Genomic DNA, 22,001 nt, shown 5'->3' on the forward strand with positions numbered 1-22,001 from the left:
AGCGCAGTCATGGCTTTCGTGCAACTTGAAGACTTGAGTAAACGTTACGGCGACATTGACGCCGTGGTCGCCACCAACCTCGCGGTAGAAAAGGGCGAGTTCGTCTCGCTGCTGGGCCCTTCCGGTTGCGGCAAGACCACCACCCTGCAAATGATCGCCGGCTTCGTTGAAGTCAGCAGCGGGCACATCCTGCTGGACGGCCGCGACATCACCCACGCCAAACCCGCCAGCCGTGGCCTGGGCGTTGTGTTCCAGAGTTATGCGTTGTTCCCTCACATGACCGTCCGCGACAACGTCGCCTTCGGCCTGCGCATGCGCAAGGTACCTGCCAGCGAACTCCAGCTTCGGGTGGACCGGGTGCTCAAGCTGGTGCGCCTGGACCGGCATGCCGAGCGCTATCCCCGGGAACTCTCCGGCGGCCAGCGTCAGCGCGTGGCACTGGCCCGGGCGCTGGTGATCGAACCGCCGGTGCTGTTGCTCGACGAGCCGCTGTCCAACCTCGACGCCAACCTGCGCGAAGAGATGCAATTCGAAATCCGCCGCATCCAGCGCGAAGTCGGCATCACCACATTGATGGTCACCCACGACCAGTCCGAAGCGCTGTCCATCAGTGACCGCGTCGTGGTGATGCAAGCCGGACGCATCACCCAGATCGATACGCCCTACACCCTGTACGAACACCCGCGCACCACCTTCATTTCCGGCTTCGTCGGCAAGGCCAACCTGCTGCCCGGCGAACGCGACAGCGCCGGTGTCGTCCAAGCCTGTCAGCCGGGCCGGGGCGAACTGACCCTGAGCCTGCGCCCGGAAAAGATCGACCTGTGCGCCGCCGGCGCGGGCCGCCTGCAAGGCATGATTGTCAGCCGCTTCTTCCTCGGCAGCCAATGGTTGTATGGCGTCTCGACCGGCCTGGGCGAACTCTGCGTGGTCCGTCGAAATGACGGCAGCGCGCCGATGGCCGAAGGCACGGCGGTGGGCCTGGACTGGGATCCGGCACTGCTGCGGGTGCTGAGTGTCGATGAGGTGCCGGCATGAAGCTGCTGGACGGAATGCGCCGGGGCCGCCAAGGCTACCTGATGTCCGCACCGGCCCTGGCCCTGTACCTGGGTTTGCTGGTGATTCCCCTGGGCCTGACCCTGGCGCTGTCGTTCAACGTCTTCGACTACGGGTCGGGCATCGACAGCCACGCGTACACCCTCGATCACTACATCAGCCTGCTGGGCGATTCGTATTTCTACGAGATCTTCTTGCGGACCTTCTGGATCAGCGCCTTGACCACGGTTTTGTGCGTGCTGATCGGCGTGCCCGAGGCATACGTGCTCAGCCGCATGGGCGCGCCATGGCGCTCGATTTTCCTGATCCTGATTCTCACCCCGCTGCTGATTTCGGTGGTGGTGCGGGCCTTCGGCTGGAGCCTGCTGCTGGGCGCCGACGGCTTGGTCAACCAGACGCTGCAAGCGTTCGGTGGCGCGCCGATGAAGCTTTTGTACACGCCGTTCGCCGTGGTCATTGCCCTGGTCCACGTGATGCTGCCGTTCATGATCATTCCGGTCTGGACCTCATTGCAGAAACTCGACCCGGCCGCGGAACAGGCCGCGTTGTCCCTGGGGGCCAGCCAGTTCACGGTGATCCGCAAGGTCGTGCTGCCGCAGATCATGCCCGGCGTGCTGTCCGGCACCCTGATCGTGTTCGGCCTGGCCGCCAGCTCCTTCGCCATTCCCGGCCTGCTCGGCGGACGTCGATTGAAGATGGTCGCCACGCTGATCTACGACCAGTACCTGTCGGAACTCAACTGGCCCATGGGCGCGGCCATCGCCATCGCGCTGTTGCTGCTCAACCTGCTGATCATGCTGTCGTGGAACCGCATGATCGAAGGCCGCTACAAGAAGTCATTGGGGTAATTAGCCATGTCCAGGAACGGTCCTTTCGCCTTGTTGTTTCATGCCTTGGTCGTGGTGTTCATGCTGGCGCCGCTGGTGGTGGTCTGTCTCGTCGCCTTCACGCCGGAAAACACCCTGAGCCTGCCGACCACGGAATTCTCCCTGCGCTGGTTCCGCGCCGTGTTCGAGCGCGCGGATTTCGTCGATGCGTTCTACAACAGCCTGGCCCTGGCGTTCTGCGCGGCCTCGCTGGCGACGTTGATCGCGGTGCCGGCAGCGCTGGCAATCACCCGCCTCGAGTTTCCCGGCCGGGATTTCTTCAACGGCCTGTTCCTGTCGCCGATCATCATTCCGCACCTGGTGCTGGGGGTGGCGCTGCTGCGGCTGTTTGCGCTGATGGGGGTGAACGGCAACTTCACCTGGCTGATCTTCGCCCACGTTCTGGTCATCACCCCGTATGTGTTGCGCCTGGTGCTGGCATCGGCCATCGGCCTGGACCGCAGCGCCGAACAGGCTGCGCAATCGCTGGGGGCCGGGCGCTTCACGCTGTTCCGGCAGATCACCCTGCCGATGATCCTGCCGGGGGTGGCCGGGGGCTGGTTGCTGGCGTTCATCAACAGTTTCGATGAAGTCACGCTGTCGATCTTTGTCACGTCACCGGCGACGCAAACCCTGCCGGTGCGCATGTATGTGTACGCCACCGAATCCATCGACCCGATGATGGCGGCGGTGTCGGCACTGGTCATTGCGCTCACCGCACTGACCATGATTCTGCTCGACCGGGTCTATGGCCTGGATCGGGTTCTGGTGGGCAAACAGTGAGGGCACCATGGCGCTGCTGAAACGACTGGCCGAAGGCGACCGCCCGGCCCTGGATTTTACCCTCGACGGCCAGCCGGCCTCCGGCCTGTTGGGCGATACGCTGCTGACCGCCGTGCTGACCTGCGGCGACCACCTGCGCGGCAGCGATTTCAGCGCAGAACCCCGGGCGGGATTCTGCCTGATGGGCGCCTGCCAGGACTGCTGGGTCCGCCTCGGCGACGGCCGCCGCGTCCGCGCCTGCGCCACCCTGCTCGAAGCCGGCCAGCAGATCACCCGCGAACCGGGGCGCCAGCTATGAACAGCTCAATTCCCTGTGGGAGCGACCTGCCTGCTGCCATCGTCGCTGCCTGGACCATCGCTATCGCGAGCAGGCTCGCTCCCACAGGGGTTCTGTGTCGGTCACGGAATCGGCGTTCACCACCGATCAACTGTGGGAACAGGCTTGCTCCCACAGGGGAGTTGCGGTGGTCACAGAATCGGCGTTCATCACCGATCAACTGTGGGAGCGAGCCTGCTCGCGATGGCGGCTTCAACAGCGCCACCCATCCCCCGCGCCTGTCGATGAGGCCGTCATGAAACCAATCGCCATCATCGGCGCTGGCCCCGCCGGGATCCGTGCCGCCCAGACCCTGGTCGCCCACGGCGTGTACCCTGTCCTGCTGGATGAAGCCCAGCGCGGTGGCGGGCAGATCTATCGGCGGCAGCCGGCCAATTTCAAGCGCTCGCCCGCCAAGCTGTATGGCTTCGAAGCGCATAAAGCCAACTCGATCCACCAGACCATCGACGAACTGCGCGAGCAGCTAGACTATCGCCCCGACACGCTGGTGTGGAACGCCGAAGCCGGCCTGCTCGACACCCTGCATGAGGGGCGCGCCGCCCGGCTGGAATATTCGAACCTGATCGTTGCCACAGGCGCCACCGACCGGATCCTGCCCGTACCGGGCTGGACGTTGCCGGGGGTGTACAGCCTCGGCGCCGCGCAGATCGCCCTGAAGTTCCAGGGCTGCGCCATCGGTGAACGGGTGGTGTTCGCCGGCAGCGGCCCGTTGCTTTATCTGGTGGCCTATCAATACGCCAAGGCCGGCGCCAACGTGGTCGCCGTGCTCGACAGCTCCCCTCTGAAGTCCCAGGCCCGCGCCCTGCCTGGCCTGCTGACGCAACCGGTCACGCTCGCCAAGGGTCTCTATTACCGGGGCTGGCTGACCGCCCACGGCGTCGCCGTGCACCAAGGCGCGAGCCTGTCGCGGATCGACGGTGAACGCCGGGTGCAATCGTTGAAATGGCACAACGCAAAAGGCCAACAGACCCTCGCTTGCGACGCGGTGGCCTTCGCCCACGGCTTGCGCAGCGAAACCCAACTGGCCGACCTGCTGGGCTGCGAATTCACCTGGAACGCCCTCAACCGCGCCTGGCTGCCCCAGCGGGACAGCGCCGGCCGCAGCAGCGTGGCCGGTGTCTACCTCGCGGGTGACGGCGCAGGAATCATGGGTGCCGACGCCGCCGAAAAAGCCGGCGAACGCGCCGCCCTGGCCTTGCTCGCGGACAGCGGTTACCGGGTCGACCCGCAGCGTTGCACCCAATTGGAGAAAGAACTCGAACACATCGGCCATTTCCGCCAAGGCCTGGAACGTGCCTTTGCCTTCCCGCAAAGCTGGGCCGCCGATGCGGCTGACGAGCTGATGATTTGCCGTTGCGAAGAAGTCAGCGTCGGCGACATCCGTCGGGTGATCGGCGAAGGCCATTGGGAAATCAACCGGGTCAAGGCCCATTGCCGGGTCGGCATGGGGCGTTGCCAGGGAAGAATGTGTGGCGCCGCGGCGGCGGAAATCATCGCCAGCGAAAGTGGACGGCCCATTTGCGGCATCGGCCGCCTGCGCGCCCAGGCGCCGGTCAAACCGGTACCGTTTGGCCTGGAGGTCGAACCATGATCGAAGTCGATGTGGTGATCATCGGTGGTGGCATCGTCGGTTCGTCGGCCGCGCTGTTCCTGAGCAAGGCCGGGCGTCGGGTGGCCCTGCTGGAACGGGACTTCTGCGGCTCGCACGCAAGCGGCGTGAACTACGGCGGTGTGCGACGCCAGGGGCGGCCATTGTCCCAACTGCCCCTGTCGCAGCGCGCCCATGAAATCTGGAGCCAGTTGCCCCAGCTGATCGGCATCGACGGTGAGTACCAGCGCAGCGGCCATCTGAAACTGGCCCGCAGCGCCGAGGACATGCGCGCATTGCAGGACTACGCCGCCAGCAGCCAGGGCTTCGGCCTCGACCTGCAACTGCTGGATCGCGACGCGCTGCACGTACGTTTCCCCTGGGTCGGCGCGGTCGCAGTCGGCGCCTCTCTTTGCCCGGATGACGGCCACGCCAATCCACGACTGGTGTCCCCGGCCTTTGCCCAAGCCGCGCGCCGGCATGGCGCTCAGGTTCATGAACAATGCCCTGTCAGCCTTGTGGAGCACGACGGCCAGCGCTTTACCGTGCGTAGCGAAACGGGCCTGGTGCTCCGCGCCCCCTGGCTGCTGAACTGCGCCGGCGCCTGGGCCAGCCATTTCGCCGCACAGTTCGACGAAGCCGTGCCCATGCACGCCGGGCACCCGGCGATGCTGGTCACCGAGCCGTTGCCGTTGGTGATGGATGCCAGCACCGGCGTGGAAGGCGGCGGGATCTATGCGCGCCAGGTTGCCCGCGGCAACTGCGTGCTGGGCGGCGGCCAGGGTTTCGCCCTCGACGACGCTCGCGCCCGGCCCGGCCAGAATGCCGTGGTCGAAATCCTGCGCCAGGCGGTCGAGCTCTACCCGTTCCTGGAGGGCGCCCAGGCGATTCGTACCTGGAGCGGCACCGAAGGTTACCTGCCCGATCGCCAGCCGGTGATCGGGCACAGCAGCACCCAACCCGGCCTGTTGCATGCGTTCGGCTTTGCCGGAGCGGGCTTTCAGATCGGCCCGGCGGTGGGCCAGGCGCTCACCGAAATCATCTGTTGCGGCGAATCGAAAACGCCGCTGGATGCGTTTTCCATCACCCGGTTTCACTCCATCTCCGTTTCTTGATAGAGGAAGGTCGCGCCATGAATCACGTCAAACGCACTGCATTGCTGGGTTTTTCCTGCTTGAGCGCATTGCTCGCCGCCGGCCAGGCACACGCCGAGCCGACGCTTTACCTGGGCATGAACGGCGGCACCATGGAGCGGCTCTATGCCGACAAGGTCTTGCCGGCCTTCGAGAAAGCCAACAACGTCAAAGTGGTGATCGTACCCGGGACCTCGGCGGACATCCTGGCGAAAGTACAGGCCAGCAAAGACAACCCACAGATGCACGTCATGTTCCTGGATGACGGCATCATGTACCGCGCCATTTCCATGGGGCTTTGCGACAAGCTCGAAGACAGCCCGACCCTGGCGCAAATCCCCGCCAAGGGCCGTATCAAGGATCAGGCCGTGGCCGTCAGCCTGGGTGTGACGGGGCTCGCCTACAACACGCGCCTGTTCAAGGAAAAAGGCTGGAGCGCGCCGACGTCATGGATGGACATGGCCGATCCGCGCTTCAAGGACAAACTGGTGTTCCAGTCGGTGGCCTCGTCCACCTTCGGCCTGCACGGTTTCCTGATGTTCAACCGGATCCAGGGTGGCAGCGAGACCAACGTCGAGCCGGGCTTCAAGGCCTGGCCGAACACCGTCGGGCGCAACGTGCTGGAATACATCCCCAGCTCGGCGAAGATTTCCGAAATGCTGCAGACCGACGAAGCCGCGCTGTTCCCGCTGACGCCGACCCAGGTGACCGCGCTGAAACTCAAGGGCATGCCTGTTGAATATGCGCAACCGAAGGAAGGCGCCGTGGTGCTCAACGTCGCGGAGTGCGCCATCGCCCACAACACCCAACCTGAGCTGGCGCAGAAGCTCGCCGCTTTCCTGCTGACGCCTGAAGCCCAGGCCATTGCCCTGGAGGAAGGCGACCAGATCCCGTCCAACCCCAACACCCCGACCACCGACAAGACCCGCGGCCAGGTGGAAGCCATGAAGCAATACCTGGCAACGGCGATTGCAGTGGACTGGGACCAGGTCAATGAACAGCGTCCGGCGTGGAATGCGCGTTGGAGCCGCAATATCGAGCGCTAGCCGAACCAGCTTTTGTGGCGAGGGGATTTAGCGAAACGTCGCACCGCCCCGTTGGGCTGCGTAGCAGCCCTAAACCATGCAAGCCGGTGAGTCAGGCAGTTGGGGGCGACTGCGTTGGGGCTGCTGCGCAGCCCAGCGGGGCGGTGCGACGTTTCGCTAAATCCCCTCGCCACAGGGTTTTGTAACAAACTAGGTGGCATCGAACTTTTCTTGATAAACGGTGCCACCCTCCCATGAACATCCTCGCCCAACTCCGCGCCGGCCAACTGTCGGGCATCAGCCGGTTGGACCTGGCCTGCGACCTGACGCAGTTTCCCCGGGAAATCTTCGACCTGGCGGACTCCCTCGAGGTCCTCAACCTCAGCGGCAACCAGTTGGAAACCCTGCCCGATGACTTGCATCGGCTGACCCGGCTGCGGGTGCTGTTCTGCTCGGACAATCGCTTCACTGAACTGCCCGCATGCCTGGGCCGTTGCGCCGCGTTGACCATGGTCGGTTTCAAGGCCAACCGCATCGAGCGTGTCCCCGCCGCGGCCCTGCCGCCGCTGCTGCGCTGGCTGATCCTGACGGACAACCGCATCAGCCAGTTGCCGGAGGAACTGGGGCAACGTCCACATCTGCAAAAACTGATGCTGGCCGGCAACCGTTTGCAGCAATTACCCGCCAGCCTGGCCCGGTGTCACCGACTCGAGCTGCTGCGCATCGCCGCCAATCAATTGGTCGATCTGCCGCAATGGCTGCTGGAACTGCCCAGCCTCAGTTGGCTCGCCTACGCCGGCAATCCACCGGAAACCCAGGCCGACGCCGCCGCGCTGCACAGCACAACCCCCATCGACTGGTCGGAACTGACCCTGCAACAACCATTGGGCGAAGGGGCTTCGGGGGTGATTCACCAGGCGCTGTGGCAACCGGCAGGCCAACCGGCACGAAACGTCGCGGTGAAGATGTACAAGGGCGAGATGACCAGCGACGGCTCTCCCTTGCATGAAATGCATGCCTGTATCACTGCTGGCCGACATCCGAACCTGATTGAAGTGTTGGGCCAGATCGCCGGGCATCCCGAAGCGCAGGCCGGGCTGGTCATGGCGCTGATCGAGCCCAGTTATCGGAACCTGGCTGGCCTGCCGAGCCTGGCCTCCTGCACCCGCGACGTGTATGCCGACACGCTGCGCTTGAGCGCCGCCGTGGCCTTGCGTATCGCCCGGGGCATCGCCTCGGTGGCGGCACACCTGCACCGCCAGGGCATTACCCACGGGGATCTGTACGGACACAACATCCTCTACAACGACCAGGGTCATTGCCTGCTGGGGGATTTTGGCGCGGCATCTTTCCACACCCTCGCAGACACCCCACAAACCCGCGCACTGCAACGCATCGAAGTGCGGGCCTTCGGGATTCTGCTGGGGGAGTTGCTGGCGCGGATCGAGCCAAGGGGCGATGAAGTGGAGCTTGCGACGCTACAGGCGTTGCAGGCCCGTTGCTGCCAGCCAGACGTGCTGGCACGGCCGGGGTTTGAGGAGATTGAAGGGGTATTGGCCGGCAGATTGACCACCGGTTGATCGAACGCAGATTGCCCTTGTGGCGAGAGGATCTATCCCCGTTGGGTGTAGGAGCTGTCGAGCAAAGCGAGGCTGCGATCTTTTCCCAGGCGCTTGAATCTCAAGCGAAAGATCAAAAGATCGCAGCCTCGCTTCGCTCGACAGCTCCTACACCCAACGGGGATAAATCCCCTCGCCACAAAGGACAATCTCGCTCTTTAGGGAATCCCTTTAACCCGCCAACCCGACAAACATATCCTGCACATCATCGTGGTTATCGAGGCCTTCAAGGAATGCTTCGACTTCGGCCATCTGCTCGTCAGTCAGGCCGCTGACCGGGTTTTTCGGCTGGTAGCCCAGCTTGGCGGACAACACCGTAAAACCCTGCGCCGGCAACGCTTTCTGCACGGCATCGAGGTCGGCCGCATCGGTGATGAACAGCGTCGCACCCTCTTCGCCCGGTTCGAAATCCTGGGCACCGGCCTCGATGGCGGCCATTTCCGGATCGGCGTCCGGGCTGTCCGGGGCGGCCTCGATCATGCCGACATGGTTGAAGTCCCACGCCACCGACCCCGAAGCGCCCAACTGGCCCTTGCGGAACGCGACGCGGATTTCGGCCACGGTACGGTTGATGTTGTCGGTGACACACTCAACGATCAGCGGCACCTGGTGCGGCGCGAACCCTTCGTAGGTCACACGGTGGTACTGCACGGTTTCGCCGAGCTGGCCCGAACCTTTCTTGATCGCGCGTTCCAGGGTCTCACGGGGCATCGAGGCTTTCTTCGCCTGCTCGACCACCAGCCGCAGATGCGCATTGGTCGCCACATCGGCGCCGTTGCGCGCGGCAATGGTGATTTCCTTCACCAGCTTGCCGAAGATCTTGCCCTTGGCGTTGGCAGCCGCCTCTTTGTGTTTAACCTTCCACTGTGCGCCCATCACTCACTCTCTTGTCTGACGCGCCAAGACATCTGCCGGCCGGCGCTGTGGCGCAAGTTTATACGGCCTAAACCGGCTGATCGACCAAAAAATGCGCCCCGGCGAATCGACATTTTCACAACATGCTGTAGGCAGTTTCCGAAATAGCGATTCGGGAGCACCGTTTCGTCCCGCGGTTTCGTACCCTCGCGCCTTCTTCCCTTCAAGTAAGCACCGCGATGCGCAACGACACGGAAAGCCCCTTCAGCCTGACACTCACGCAAAGCGACTTGCGCCTGCAAGTGCTGCGGTTCAGCGGCAGGGAGGCCCTCAACCAGCCCTACCGCTTCGACCTCGAACTGATCGGCCTCGCGCCGCCGATCAATCCCGACACGCTGCTCGGGCAACCGGCGTTCCTGCGCCTGGACGGTGAGTCCGGTGTGCATGGCATCGTCCACAGCGTCAGCCTGAGCGCCCACGCACCGCACCGTATCGGCTATCGCCTGACGCTGGTCCCCCATCTCCAGCGCCTGGAACATGGCCCGAAACGACGGGTTTTCCATCAGCTCAGCGTCGTGCAGGTGCTGCAACGCCTGCTGGAAGACAACACGGTGCCCGTCCATAGCTACCGCTTCGAACTGCCCCACGGCCAGTACCCGTGCCGCCCGTTCTGCATCCAGTACGAAGAAAGCGACCTGGAGCTGTTGCAGCGGTTATGCGAGCAGGAGGGCATTCATTACCACTTCGAACACACCCCATCCGACCATGTCCTGGTGTTCGCGGAGGATCCGAAGAGCTTCCCGGCGCGGGCGGTCGAGCTGACGCTGCGTACGGACACCGGCGAACAACCGGCCATCGAGCGGCTGTATCAGCGTCACCATCCGACGACGCCTCCCTTGTCTGCTCGCTTCGCCGACCGGGCAATGATACCCGCCGAGGCCGGCGCGGCGAATCATGGGTTCAATAGCGCCGATCACGAGGCGATGCGCAGCAGTCCAGCATTGGCCCACGCCTATCAGGTCGGGCGCCGGAACCTGGAACGCTTGCGCTGCCGGCAACGGGAAATCCACGGCCACAGCACTCAACCGGCCCTGCGCAGCGGCCACATCGTGCAGATCGGCGAACACCCGGTCTCGACGTTCAACGATCAGTGGCTGGTCACCGAGGTCCAACATCGCGGGCGACAGTTTTCCATCCTCGAAACGAATCAGCCGCCCGCGTCGTCGGCCCGGGACTATCGAAACAGGTTCTCGGCCATCCCCTGGTCCACCGTGTTCAGGCCCGCCCTCAAGCATCCCAGGCCCAGCATCCCCGGCTATCACGTGGCCCATGTACTCGGTCCTGCCGGGCAACCGGCGGCGCTCGACGAGCAGGGTCAGGTCCGTGTCAGCTTGTGGAGCCCGGATGACGAAGGCATCCCTTTGCCCATGTCGCGCTTGAGCCTCCACGACAGTCCGCGCCTGATGGCCGGCAGCGAGGTGCTGGTGAGTTTTCTCGACGGTGATCCCGACCGGCCGGTGCTGTGCCCGGGGGGTATCGATAGAGGCGGCGGACCGGTCGCTGCGTCGCCAAAACCGGCGCCGGGCAACCAGGACGTGAGGTTGCTGTTCGACTGGCTCCTGAACCCTCCCGACACAACACCCTGAGGTCGTGATTAGCGACCCGGTTGGCCTGCGACCGCAAACCGGGTGCGTTTGGACAAAACCTGATCTGACTCATGCAAACCCAGCGAAACGGGCTTACAGTAGCATCACAACGCCGCACAAGACGGCGCTTTACCCTGATGGTTGGAGATACCCGCATGCCCTGGAAAAATTCCGAAAACCGCTACAGTACCGTCACGATCACCTTGCACTGGTTGATGCTGGTGCTGCTGGCCGTGGTTTACGCCTGCATTGAATTGCGCGGGATTTTCCCCAAGGGCAGCGGCGGTCGAACCTTGATCAAGGAAGCGCATTTCATGCTCGGCCTGACGGTGTTCCTGCTGGTCTGGCTGCGCCTGTTCGCCCGCAGCGTGGGCAAGGCGCCAGCCATCTTCCCGGCTTCGCCGATCTGGCAAACCGTCCTTGCGCGCCTGATGCACTGGGCACTGTACCTGTTCATGATCGCCATGCCGCTGCTGGGCTGGCTGATCACCAGCGCCGAAGGGCATCAGGTGATGTTCTACGGTTTCGACCTGCCGCTGCTGGTCGATCAGGACAAGGATTTCGCCAAGCGGCTGGAGGGCTGGCATGTGCTGGGCGGGACCATCGGCTATTGGTTGATCGGCCTGCATGCCCTGGCGGGGCTGTATCACCACTACATCGTGCGCGATAACACGTTGCTGCGGATGATGCCGAAGCGCGGCTGACGATCGATCATTCAAATCCCCGGCGGCCTTGAAGGCCGCCGGTGTGGACGAAAATCAAGCGAGTCCCGTGCGCAAACCGGCCAGCCTCCACTTGCGACTTGAGCATCATCAGCGCCTTGCCGGTGTAGAGCGGCTCCAGTTCGATTGCGCCAGTGGCGTCGATGAAGGCGCTCAGTGGCGCGTCGACCCGAGCGAAACCACCACGGCTGCCGTCGAGCAATTCATAACGCGGGTTGGCAATGCCTGCCGCTCGCATGATGCCTTCAACCTGCTGCGCCACGCCGTGATCCTCGGGCACCGCGAGCACACCATGGACCGGATGCTCCCCCGCTTCGGCCAACACCAGCCCCGCCAGCGACGTTCCGGTGCCGCAGGCCAGCCACCAGCCGTGATAGTCCATCCAACCCAATGCCGCCAGTTGTTCACGGGCATTGGTCATCCAAGCCATGCAACCTTGCGCGCCCGGCAAGCCTGAGCCACCCTCGGGCACCGGATACAGATGGGGATATTGCGCCAGCCAGGGCGCCCAGAAATCCGCAGCATGCCGCTCCCGATAGCCACCGTACCCCAACCAGTGCAGATCCATGCCGAATGCTTGCAGATCGAGCACCGTCGGCGTTTGCCGGGGATGACCACGCAGCAGCCCGACCGTTGGAAAGCCAAAGCGCTTACCGGCGGCAGCCAATGCATGCAGATGGTTGGAATAGGCACCGCCCAGGCTCATCAGCCCCTCGGCACCGGCCTCATGTGCCGCACGCAAATGATGAACCAGCTTGAACCACTTGTTGCCACTGATCAGCGGATCGATCCGGTCCAGGCGCAACACCGCCACTTCGACACCGGCGCGGGTGAGCCAGTCCAGATGCAGGGGTTCAAGTCGGGGGTTGGGGTGCCAGTCGAGGGCAGAAAGAAGCATTGCAGGCAGGCCTGGCGCGAAGATGCCGACATCTTAACAGGCGCTCACGGATGACCGCAGATTCAGAACTCATCACATTCCCTTGTGGGAGCGAGCCTGCTCGCGATAGCGGTGGGTCAGTCGATGGAGACGCTGGCTGTACCGACGCTATCGCGAGCAGGCTCGCTCCCACAGGGGATCTGCGCCCCCTTACAACTGCGCCGCCAACCGCGAACCCTGGTTGATCGCCCGCTTGGCGTCCAGCTCCGCCGCCACGTCGGCACCGCCGATGAGGTGGACGGTCTGCCCCGCCGCTTCCAGGCCTTGCTGCAGTTCACGCAGCGGATCCTGGCCGGCGCAGATCACGATGTTGTCCACCGCCAGCACCTGCGGCTCGCCGCTGTCGCCGATGCGGATGTGCAGGCCTTCATCATCGATCTTCAGGTACTGGACACTGTTGAGCATCTGCACCTGCTTGTTCTTCAACCCCGTGCGGTGAATCCAGCCGGTGGTCTTGCCCAGGCCGTCACCGACCTTGGAGTTCTTGCGCTGCAACAGGAACACCTGCCGCGCCGGCGCATGAGGCTCAGCCTTGATTCCGGCCACGCCACCGCGAGCCTGGAGCCCAGTGTCGATGCCCCACTCCTTCCAGAACGCCTCGCGGTCCTGGCTGGTGGCGACGCCCTGGTGCACCAGGAATTCCGACACGTCAAAACCGATACCGCCGGCACCAATCACCGCCACGCTGCGGCCCACCGGCTTGCGCTGCAGAATCACGTCCAGGTAGCTGAGCACCTTGGCATGTTCCACGCCGGGAATTGCCGGCACCCGCGGCGCGATCCCCGTGGCGAGAATGATCTCGTCATAACCGCCCGCCACCAGTTGCTCCACATCCACACGGGTGTCGAGGCACAGCTCGACATGGGTGGTCTGCAGCTTGCGCTTGAAGTAGCGCAGGGTCTCGAAGAACTCCTCCTTGCCCGGCACGCGCTTGGCGACGTTGAACTGCCCGCCGATCTCGCTGGCCGAATCGAACAGCGTCACTTGATGACCACGCTCGGCCGCCACCGTGGCCGCGGACAACCCGGCCGGCCCGGCGCCGACCACGGCGATTTTCTTCACCTGGGTGACCGGCAGGTAGTTGAGCTCGGTTTCATGGCACGCCCGCGGGTTCACCAGGCAACTGGTGAGTTTGCCGCCGAAGGTGTGGTCGAGGCACGCCTGGTTGCAGCCGATGCAGGTGTTGATTTCATCTGCCCGGCCAGCGGCAGCCTTGTTGACGAAGTCCGGATCCGCCAGGAACGGCCGCGCCATGGAAACCATGTCGGCGTCACCTTCGGCGAGGATCTGCTCGGCCACTTCCGGGGTATTGATGCGGTTGGTGGTGATCAGCGGAATACTCACCGAACCGCGCAGCTTGGCCGTGACCTTGCTGAACGCCGCCCGCGGAACCTTGGTGGCGATAGTGGGAATGCGGGCTTCATGCCAGCCGATACCGGTGTTGATAATCGTCGCGCCGGCCTGTTCGATGGCTTTGGCCAACTGGACGATTTCCTCCCAGGTGCTGCCGCCTTCAACCAGGTCGAGCATCGACAGGCGAAAGATGATGATGAAATTCGGGCCGACCGCCTCGCGCACCCGACGCACGATTTCCACCGGCAGGCGCATGCGGTTTTCATAGCTGCCGCCCCAGCGGTCGGTACGGTGGTTGGTATGAGCCGCCAGGAACTGGTTAATGAAATAACCTTCCGAGCCCATGATCTCGACACCGTCGTACTCAGCCTGTTGGGCCAGCAGCGAACAGGTGACGAAGTCGCTGATCTGTTTCTCGATCCCCTCCTCGTCCAGCTCCTTGGGCTTGAACGGGTTGATCGGCGCCTGGATCGCGCTCGGTGCCACTTGCTTCGGGCTGTAGGCGTAGCGTCCGGCATGGAGAATCTGCATGCAGATCTTGCCACCGGCCTCATGGACGGCCCGGGTGACGATCTGGTGCTTGAGCGCTTCTTCCTCGGTGGTCAGCTTGGCGGCGCCGGAGTACACACCGCCCTCGTCGTTCGGCCCGATCCCGCCGGTCACCATCAGGCCTACGCCACCACGGGCACGCTCGGCAAAATACGCCGCCATGCGTTCGAAACCGCCGGGCTTTTCCTCAAGACCGGTGTGCATCGAGCCCATCAGGGTCCGGTTGCGCAACGTGGTAAAACCCAGGTCCAACGGGGCCAGCAGATGCGGGTAATGAGGGGCGGTCATCGGTAACTCCACAACGGGCGATCACGGAAAAAGCGGAAGCTCTGCGGCTCCCATCAGGCATGCCCACAGCCTAGAAGCCGGGACACCCGCGCTCAATGACCGAAACTGACAACTTATTGATCCAAATGTGCAGCGCCCCAGTACCCATGGACAAGCAAATTCACGTGACTCCCGGTGAGATGGGCCAGTCCTATGGTCGGTGGCCCAAGCGCCTGAACAGAAGACCATTCAAATAATAGGGTTCCGACTGGCATGCATCCCCAACGAAAAACCCTGCACAATGAACTGCACGCCCGCCCGTCGCTGTACTTCGACGAACCGGCTCACGTTTTCCACCTGGCGTTCCTGGGTGATAACGCCCAATGCACGGCCCTGCTCGAGCGGCTATGCCCTGACAGCGTGCTGGATCATGCAGCCCAGGGCATCACCCGGATGGACGGACATCCGCTCAAGTGGGAGCGTCACGCCGAGTTCTTCACCCTGACCCTGGTGGTGCCCGCCGGCAGCCACGAGCTGCAGTGGACCACGTTGCCTGAGAGCCTGGCGCGAGGTATCGAAGGCCATGCTCGGCAGATCATCAATTCGGTCCAGGTGGTGGTGCGTTCGGAGGATGGCCTCGACCTGTCCAGCTACGGCTTCAAGGACCCCTGCGGCTCCAGCGTGGGCGGCGGGGATGCTGTGGTCTGGAGCGATTTTCGCCTCACCGAGGACGGCACCAACCGTTTCCTGTTCATCAATCGGCGGCTCAACGCCTATCGCCAGGGACGCATGATCCGGCGCCTGCTTGAAATCGAAACCTATCGCATGATGGCGTCCTTGTCCCTGAGTGTCGCCAAGACGCTGGACCCGCAGTTGAACGAATTCGACCGCAGCCTGGTGACACTCTCCGAACGCAACGCCAATGCCAGCGGCGTGCATGCCAAAGTCCTGCTGGAGGACATCGCGCAATTGTCCCGCCAGATCGTCGCCAGCTCGGTGAAGAACCGCCACCGTTTCAGCGCGACCCGAGCCTACGCACAACTGGTATTCGAGCGCCTGGGTGAGTTGCGTGAAAGCCATCTGGGCGACTGCCAACGGCTGGGCGTGTTTATCGAGCGACGTTTCAAGCCGACGGTGCGCTTTTGCGCGGCAACCGAGCAGCGCCTGGAACAATTGGCCATGAGCGTCGCCAACCTGGGCGATCTGCTCCAGGCCCGGGTGCAAGTGGAGATGGAAGACCAGAACGCCGAGATCCTGCGCAGCCTCAATGCGCGCGCCGATGCCCAGATCAAGATCCAGCGTGCGGTGGAAGGGCTGTCGATCATCGCCATCACCTACTACCTGATCAACTTGTTCAAACTGGTCTATAGCGGGCTGCATACGCTGGGTGCGGATCTGTCGGCGCGCGAAGCACTGCTGGGAATGGCGCCGCCGGTGCTGTTGATCATGTTGCTGATCATGCTGCGGATCAGAAAGGCCAAAAACCACTGAACAGCCGATCAGTGTAGAGGCTATCCATTTGCACCCCGTAGGAGCTGTCGAGTGCAACGAGGCTGCGATCTTTCCATTGCCAATTGACTCCAGAGTGGAAGATCAAGATCGAGCCTGCTCGCGATAGCGGTGTGTCAGCCGCCATTGAGCTTGCTGATCCGGCGTCATCGCGAGCAGGCTCGCTCCCACACAAGGACTTCTCTTTTGCTAATGCCAGGTTTTACCGTACCCTGCCCCGTAAGAACCGCACACGGCCGCTGATTGTTCCCCATGCGTAAACTTCTGTACCTGCTGTCTTCACTGGCCCTGATCGCCGCCCTGATGAGCTATGCGCTGTGGACGACGGATCGTCCGGCGGGGCACTACCTTTCGGACCTGCGCATCAACCTGGCAGTTGACCAGGGTGTTCCCGCCGATCGAGGCAACTTGCTGGGCATCCAGCCTGAGCTGTTCCCCACCGACTACCAGAACCCCGGGCATTTGCACCGCAAGCTGGCGGCCTATCTGCAGACCGCTCGCGACCTGGGTTTGCTCAGCGACAAGACCATCGTGGTCCTGCCCGAGCACATCGGCACCTGGTTGATGATCAGCGGAGAAAAGGACGAGCTGTACCAGGCCGCCACGTTGAAGGACGCCATGAACTGGCTGGCGATCAGCAACCCGCTGGCGTTCATCCAGGGCTTGATCGGTGCCCAAGGCGATAACCGCCTGGACGATGCGTACCTGCGCATGAAAGCCGACAGCATGGCTCGTGACTACCAGGCCATGTTCGGCGGGCTGGCCCGGGAGTTCGGCGTCACCCTGGTGGCCGGCTCCATCGTGTTGCCCGAGCCCAGCGTCAGCGAAGGTGAACTGAAGATCGGCCGGGGCGCGCTGTACAACAGCAGCCTGGTGTTTGGCAGCGACGGTCGGCCACTCGGGCAACCCCAGCGTCAACAGCATCCGGTATTCGAGCAGCGGGATGTGCTGGCCGCCGACCGCCAGGACGCCCTCCGCGTCGTCGACACTCCCGCCGGGCGCCTGGGCGTGCTGATCGGCAGCGACAGTTGGTACCCGCTCTATTATCGGCAACTCAACGATCAGGGCGCACAACTGATCGCAGTGCCCGCCTTCGTCAGTGGGCGTGACACCTGGAACAAACCCTGGAACGGCTATAAAGGCCTGTCCACACCGAGCGAGGTGAGCCTCAGGCCCGGTGAGATGAGCGAAGGCCAGGCCTGGCACCGCCTGACGCTGACCAGCCAACGGCCCATCAGCCTGGCCAAGGGCGGGGTCAGCGTGTTTCTGCGCGGCCAATTCTGGGACAACGGCAGCGCCGGCCAGAGTTTCATCAGCCACGACGGCCAGCATTTCCCTGACGGCCCAGCCCGTGGCGCCCGCCTGTTGAACCTGTGGTTGTGAACATGAAACCGCAGCCGATGCGCCTGGGCGACCTATCCGTGGGCTTCGTCCATAGCCTGGCCGATGCGGTTGCCAGCCATGGCCAGGATCCCCAGCCCCTGCTCGAACAGTACGGCCTCGACGCCGCACGCCTGGCCGAGCCCGGGGCCCGCTTATCGATTCCGCGCTATATGCGCCTCGGCCACGCGGCGATCCAGCAGACCCAGGATGCGGCCCTGGGCCTGCGCATGGGCCAGCTCAGCCGCTTAAGCCAGGCCGGCCTCGCTGGCGTCACTGCGACCCAGGCACCGACCGTACGCGAAGCGGCACGCTGCATGATCCGCTTCGAGCCGCTGTACGGTTCCAACTATCGCGGCCAATCGAGTTTTCACGAAGACGCCCGGGGCGCCTGGCTGCGGTTCTATTCCATCAGTCCCTACAACGCCTATAACCGCTTCGTCGTGGACTCGATCATCGCCGGCTGGCTGCAGCAGTTGTCCAGCGTAAGCGGCACCCCGTTACGGGCCGAGCGCATCGAGATCGAATTCGAGGCTCCGGCTTATCAGGAGGCCTACCGTGCACTCGGTGATTGCCCGATCCTGTTCGGTGCCGACCAGAACCAGTTGCGCCTGGGCCTCGAAGACCTTGCCCGACGCAACCCAGAGCATTGCCCCAGCACCTGGCGGCATCTGGTTCAATTGTGTGAACAGGAACTGGAACAACTGACCCGCACCCGCAGCTTGCGCGAACGCATCATTCAACTGCTGGGGCCGTTGCTCAACGGTGGCCGGGAACCCGACCTGGAAGAGGTGGCGGCGCGCCTGAAGCTGCCGACCTGGACGCTGCGCCGGAAACTGGCCGAGGAAGGCACGCAATTTCGGGCAATCCTCAATGACACCCGCCGTGACCTGGCCATGACCTATATCCGCGATACCGAACTGGCGTTCGGCGAAATCGCCTACCTGCTGGGCTTCGCCTCGGCCGAGGCATTCCAGCGCGCTTTCAAGCGCTGGAATGGCCAGACGCCGGGAGAGTTTCGCCGAAGCCAAAGGGGACATTGAGCTGGAAGCCGCTTACCGCTTGCAACTGCTCTTAAAGCTCGGTTGCATCCTCGGCGGGTTCCAGCGGATCCAGCTCGTAAGCCTGATATTCCAGCAGCTCTTCCTGATAATCATCCATTTTGAATCCTTCCCATATCGTTGAACCGATGCCTGATGGCCTTGGTGTCAGAATAAAGCTGCTTTATGAATAAAACATGAAGCAAAAGCTTCATGAATAAAACGTAGCACAGCGATGGGAGATCAACCTAGGAAGGTGTGACAAGGAATGACTTCCTTGCCACGGATAATCAGGACGAAGGAAGCGGCTGAATCGCCTCGGTCGGCGGTGGCAGATCACTGGGAGGGGGTGGCGTGACCACTTCAAGCGTCGATTCCGGACCTACGTATGGTGCGAGCTCGCTGGGTGCAATCGGCGCAGGTTCCGCTGGCGGCGCGACAGGCTCCGACGCCGCAGGCGCGGTTTCGACCGGGGCTGGGGCGGCTTGTTGCTCAACCGGCGCAGCAGGCGCAGGTGCCAACGCAGCCGGTTCTACCTTGGGCTCCGGAACCCCCAGCTCGGTGTTTGGCTTTTCGACAGCCGGCGCGCCTTTCTTCGCTTCCGCCGGCAGGAACATTTCCACCAGGGCAAAGAAACGCTCGTAGAACTTGGTCGCCGATACGGTTTCGCTGGCTACCTTGACCATCGAGTCATCCGACGAACCGATCGGCATCGACACCGACCCCAATACACCAACGCCGAGGCTGGCTGAGTTGTTGATTTTCTTCAGCGCATAACGATCCTGCAAGGCGTTGGCAAACATGGTTGCATGATGTCCGGCACCACCGTCTTCGGCACAGACCAGATTGAAACTGATCTCCATGTGGGTATCGCCGGTCTGCTGGAAACTCTTGTGACCACTGACCAGCTTGGGGTCGCTGCTGGTAATGATGTAGCCCTGGCTGAGCAAGGCCCGGCGCCCGGCCTCGCAGGTCACCGTGTCGCTCACCGGATAGGTGCGGGAGAACGTACCGGAGTCATCGAAGTTTTCATGCTCGTAAATGGCGGCTTTCTTCGACGAGCAACCGGCTGCGGCGACCAGCATCAGTGCCAGTCCGACGGTGCGCATGTGAAATGATCTGAACATTGAACATCCTGAGGAAAACGGTCCGGGGGCGTATTGTGCAACAGAACGCCCCCGGACATCGTGGGTATTCGTGTCTCAAAGGGGTTACAAGTCTACTGGGGGTTGTTTGCGGGAAAAAGACGTAAATCCGGTGGGCCGATGAACATCCTGTCATTTGGCAACAGGCGGACACAAAAAGACCCCAGTTTTTCGGCCGGGGTCTTTTTGTGGCAAGCCATCAGTGCATCAGAATCGCTTGATGTCCGCCTCGCTTTCCAGCTGCTTGCGATACGCCGCAAAGTCCTGCTGGCCAACACGGGACGCGAGATAGCGGCGATATTCGGCTTTCTCCGCGTCGGTTGGCGCTGCGGCTTCGTTCACGCCGCGCAGTTGCACCAGCACCAGGTTACCGTCGGGCAAGGTTACGCTGGCAAACGTCGGCTTGTCCTTGGACTCGGGCTTGGGCATGCGGAATAATGCCTGCAACACCGCCGGGTCGATCCCTTCCTGGCTGCGAGTCGCCGCCTCGATGACCTTCCAGCCTTGACCATCGACAGGCTTGGCCAGCGGCGTCTTGCCTTCGCGCAGGCTGGCGATCAGCTCTTCGGCGCGGGTCTTGGCGGCCTCGCTGGCGTGCTCCTTCGCCAACTGGGCACGGATGGGCGCTGCCACGCTTTCCAGCGGCAGTTGCTCGGGCTTGCGATGCTCCTTGGCACGCAGCACCACGACAGTTTCCGGATCCAGCTCGATGGCGGTGCTGTTGGCACCTTCATCCAGCACTTCCGGGCTGAACGCGGCAGCGAGGACAGCGCGGTTGGCCGCGATCCCTTCCCCACCTTCGCGACCGAACGGCGCCGACGTGTGGACGGTCAGCTTCAGGTCCTGGGCCGGCTGGGCCAGATCGGAAGCTTCGAACGAAGCATCTTCCAGTTGCTTGGTGGCCTCGACGAAACGCTGCTCGACCTGCTGGGCTTTCAGATCGCGGGTCAGCTTGCCCTTGAGGCTGGCGAAAGTCGGCACTTCAGGCGCTTCGACCCCCAGCAGCTTGATCAGGTGCAAACCGAAATCGGTGCGCACCGGTGCCGAAACCTGATCCTTGTTCAGCGCGTACAGCGCCTTTTCGAACGCCGGATCGTAGACACCTGGACCGGCGTAACCGAGGTCACCGCCATTGTTCGCCGAACCCGGATCCTGGGAAAACTCCTTCGCCAGGGCTTCAAACGATTCGCCCTTGGCCAGGCGCGCCTGGATTTCCTCGATCTTCGCCTTGGCCTGGGCCTCGGTGACCTTGTCGTTCACCTCGATCAGGATGTGGGCCGCCCGACGCTGTTCGGACAGATTGGCGATTTCCTTCTGATACGCCGCTTGCAGGTCTTCGTCCTTGACGCTGACCTGATCGAAGAATGCGGCTTTCTTCAGCTCCAGGTAATCGATCACCACCTGGTCGGGGCTCATGAATTCCTTGGCGTGCTTATCGTAGTAAGCCTTGACCTCTTCATCGGTCAGCTTCACTGCCGACGGATCAGCCTTGAGGGTCAGGGTGGCGAAATCACGGGTCTGTTTTTCCAGACGGGCGAACGCCAGCACCTGGGCATCGGTCACGAAACCGCTGCCGGCCAGGCCGGCGCGCAGTTGGCCGATCAGCATTTCCTGGGCCAGCATCTGGCGGAACTGCATACGGCTGTAACCCAGCTGACGAATCACCTGGTCGAAGCGTTCCGGGCTGAACTTGCCATCGACCTGGAATTCAGGCGTCTGCAGGATCACCTGGTCCAGCGCGGCTTCGGAAAAAGCGAATTTCGCGTCGTGAGCGCCCTGCAGCAGCAGCTTGCGATCGATCAGGCCCTTGAGCGCAGAATCGCGAAGCATCTTTTCATCCAGCAGGGAGGCGTCGAAGTCCTTGCCCAACTGTTGCATGAGCTGGCGGCGTTGCATGTCGACGGCCTGACTCAGCTCGTTCTGGCTGATGTTCTCGCCGTTGACCTTGGCCGCGTCATTGCGGTGGGTGGTGGCTTGAAAAATGGCATCGAAACCGGTCAACGCCATCAATGCGACGATGACCCCGATGATGGTCTTGGCAATCCAGCCTTGTGAATTGTCCCTGATATTCTGCAGCATGCGTCCCCCAGAAACGGTTGAACTTCAAATTAGGCAACCGTGGAGCGTGGGTAGAATCCGGATAGAAGAAAGGCGCATCCGAGGATGCGCCTTCTCGTAACTGGCGGAGCGGACC

Annotated in this window: 18 protein-coding genes; 13 read left to right on the plus strand and 5 right to left on the minus strand. The window is 63.0% G+C overall.

The genetic code is table 11. The annotated features are described in order from the left end of the window. Window positions 1–9 precede the first annotated feature (9 nt). The 8 genes from LOY67_RS17970 to LOY67_RS18005 all read left to right on the plus strand — a co-directional run bounded on the left by LOY67_RS17970 (window position 10) and on the right by LOY67_RS18005 (window position 8,365). Window positions 10–1,035: an ABC transporter ATP-binding protein gene (locus LOY67_RS17970; RefSeq protein WP_265063775.1), complete on the plus strand. Its 1,026-nt coding sequence runs from the start codon at window positions 10–12 to the stop codon at window positions 1,033–1,035. Beyond that, entirely contained in the window at window positions 1,032–1,901 is an 870-nt protein-coding gene (locus LOY67_RS17975; RefSeq protein WP_265063776.1) for an ABC transporter permease, read from the plus strand. The genes LOY67_RS17970 and LOY67_RS17975 overlap by 4 nt, the downstream gene beginning before the upstream one ends. A gap of 6 nt (window positions 1,902–1,907) precedes the next feature. Beyond that, a complete protein-coding gene (locus LOY67_RS17980; protein WP_024778323.1) occupies window positions 1,908–2,702 on the plus strand; it encodes an ABC transporter permease in 795 nt (264 codons plus the stop codon). 7 nt (window positions 2,703–2,709) lie between these two features. Continuing rightward, window positions 2,710–3,000, plus strand: a complete 291-nt coding sequence (locus LOY67_RS17985; RefSeq protein ID WP_265063777.1) for a (2Fe-2S)-binding protein — start codon at window positions 2,710–2,712, stop codon at window positions 2,998–3,000. Window positions 3,001–3,274: 274 nt separating this feature from the next. Then, on the plus strand, window positions 3,275–4,630 hold the full coding sequence (locus tag LOY67_RS17990) for an NAD(P)/FAD-dependent oxidoreductase (protein ID WP_265063778.1): 1,356 nt from the start codon (window positions 3,275–3,277) through the stop codon (window positions 4,628–4,630). Next, window positions 4,627–5,742 carry an NAD(P)/FAD-dependent oxidoreductase gene (locus LOY67_RS17995; RefSeq protein WP_265063779.1) on the plus strand — a complete coding sequence of 372 codons (1,116 nt, stop codon included), beginning with the start codon at window positions 4,627–4,629 and terminating at the stop codon, window positions 5,740–5,742. Before LOY67_RS17990 ends, LOY67_RS17995 begins: the two co-directional genes overlap by 4 nt. A 17-nt stretch (window positions 5,743–5,759) precedes the next feature. Further along, on the plus strand, window positions 5,760–6,806 hold the full coding sequence (locus LOY67_RS18000) for an ABC transporter substrate-binding protein (RefSeq protein ID WP_265063780.1): 1,047 nt from the start codon (window positions 5,760–5,762) through the stop codon (window positions 6,804–6,806). 233 nt (window positions 6,807–7,039) lie between these two features. Then, window positions 7,040–8,365 (plus strand): leucine-rich repeat-containing protein kinase family protein, encoded by a 1,326-nt coding sequence (locus LOY67_RS18005; protein ID WP_265063781.1) that lies wholly within the window; start codon window positions 7,040–7,042, stop codon window positions 8,363–8,365. Window positions 8,366–8,575: 210 nt separating this feature from the next. On the opposite strand, the gene LOY67_RS18010 is transcribed toward LOY67_RS18005, so the two are convergent. Continuing rightward, window positions 8,576–9,280, minus strand: coding sequence for a YebC/PmpR family DNA-binding transcriptional regulator (locus tag LOY67_RS18010; RefSeq protein WP_047703746.1), 705 nt, complete (start codon window positions 9,278–9,280; stop codon window positions 8,576–8,578). 218 nt (window positions 9,281–9,498) lie between these two features. Between LOY67_RS18010 and LOY67_RS18015 the strand changes: the two genes are divergently transcribed. Both LOY67_RS18015 and LOY67_RS18020 read left to right on the plus strand, forming a co-directional pair. Beyond that, a complete protein-coding gene (locus LOY67_RS18015; RefSeq protein WP_265063782.1) occupies window positions 9,499–10,905 on the plus strand; it encodes a type VI secretion system Vgr family protein in 1,407 nt (468 codons plus the stop codon). Window positions 10,906–11,060: 155 nt separating this feature from the next. Then, the gene (locus tag LOY67_RS18020) at window positions 11,061–11,609 is read left to right on the plus strand and encodes a cytochrome b (RefSeq protein WP_265063783.1); all 549 of its coding nucleotides are present in this window, start codon (window positions 11,061–11,063) and stop codon (window positions 11,607–11,609) included. A gap of 7 nt (window positions 11,610–11,616) precedes the next feature. Here LOY67_RS18020 and LOY67_RS18025 read toward each other — a convergent pair whose 3' ends face one another. Both LOY67_RS18025 and LOY67_RS18030 read right to left on the minus strand, forming a co-directional pair. Further along, window positions 11,617–12,525: a 1-aminocyclopropane-1-carboxylate deaminase/D-cysteine desulfhydrase gene (locus LOY67_RS18025; RefSeq protein WP_265063784.1), complete on the minus strand. Its 909-nt coding sequence runs from the start codon at window positions 12,523–12,525 to the stop codon at window positions 11,617–11,619. Between the two features lie 189 nt (window positions 12,526–12,714). Continuing rightward, window positions 12,715–14,754, minus strand: coding sequence for an FAD-dependent oxidoreductase (locus tag LOY67_RS18030; RefSeq protein ID WP_265063785.1), 2,040 nt, complete (start codon window positions 14,752–14,754; stop codon window positions 12,715–12,717). A 252-nt stretch (window positions 14,755–15,006) separates the two neighbouring features. On the opposite strand from LOY67_RS18030, the gene LOY67_RS18035 reads away from it, so the two are divergent. The 3 genes from LOY67_RS18035 (at window position 15,007) to LOY67_RS18045 (ending at window position 18,665) form a co-directional block, all read left to right on the plus strand. Next, window positions 15,007–16,224 (plus strand): DUF3422 domain-containing protein, encoded by a 1,218-nt coding sequence (locus tag LOY67_RS18035; RefSeq protein ID WP_265063786.1) that lies wholly within the window; start codon window positions 15,007–15,009, stop codon window positions 16,222–16,224. A gap of 270 nt (window positions 16,225–16,494) precedes the next feature. After that, the gene (locus tag LOY67_RS18040; protein ID WP_265063787.1) at window positions 16,495–17,625 is read left to right on the plus strand and encodes a carbon-nitrogen hydrolase family protein; all 1,131 of its coding nucleotides are present in this window, start codon (window positions 16,495–16,497) and stop codon (window positions 17,623–17,625) included. A 2-nt stretch (window positions 17,626–17,627) separates the two neighbouring features. After that, a complete protein-coding gene (locus tag LOY67_RS18045; protein WP_265063788.1) occupies window positions 17,628–18,665 on the plus strand; it encodes an AraC family transcriptional regulator in 1,038 nt (345 codons plus the stop codon). Between the two features lie 287 nt (window positions 18,666–18,952). Here LOY67_RS18045 and LOY67_RS18050 read toward each other — a convergent pair whose 3' ends face one another. Continuing rightward, window positions 18,953–19,789 carry a DUF2242 domain-containing protein gene (locus LOY67_RS18050; RefSeq protein ID WP_265063789.1) on the minus strand — a complete coding sequence of 279 codons (837 nt, stop codon included), beginning with the start codon at window positions 19,787–19,789 and terminating at the stop codon, window positions 18,953–18,955. 225 nt (window positions 19,790–20,014) lie between these two features. Then, on the minus strand, window positions 20,015–21,886 hold the full coding sequence (locus LOY67_RS18055) for a SurA N-terminal domain-containing protein (protein ID WP_265063790.1): 1,872 nt from the start codon (window positions 21,884–21,886) through the stop codon (window positions 20,015–20,017). Window positions 21,887–22,001 lie beyond the last annotated feature (115 nt).

Source organism: Pseudomonas sp. B21-056, from assembly GCF_026016325.1.
Classification (GTDB): domain Bacteria; phylum Pseudomonadota; class Gammaproteobacteria; order Pseudomonadales; family Pseudomonadaceae; genus Aquipseudomonas.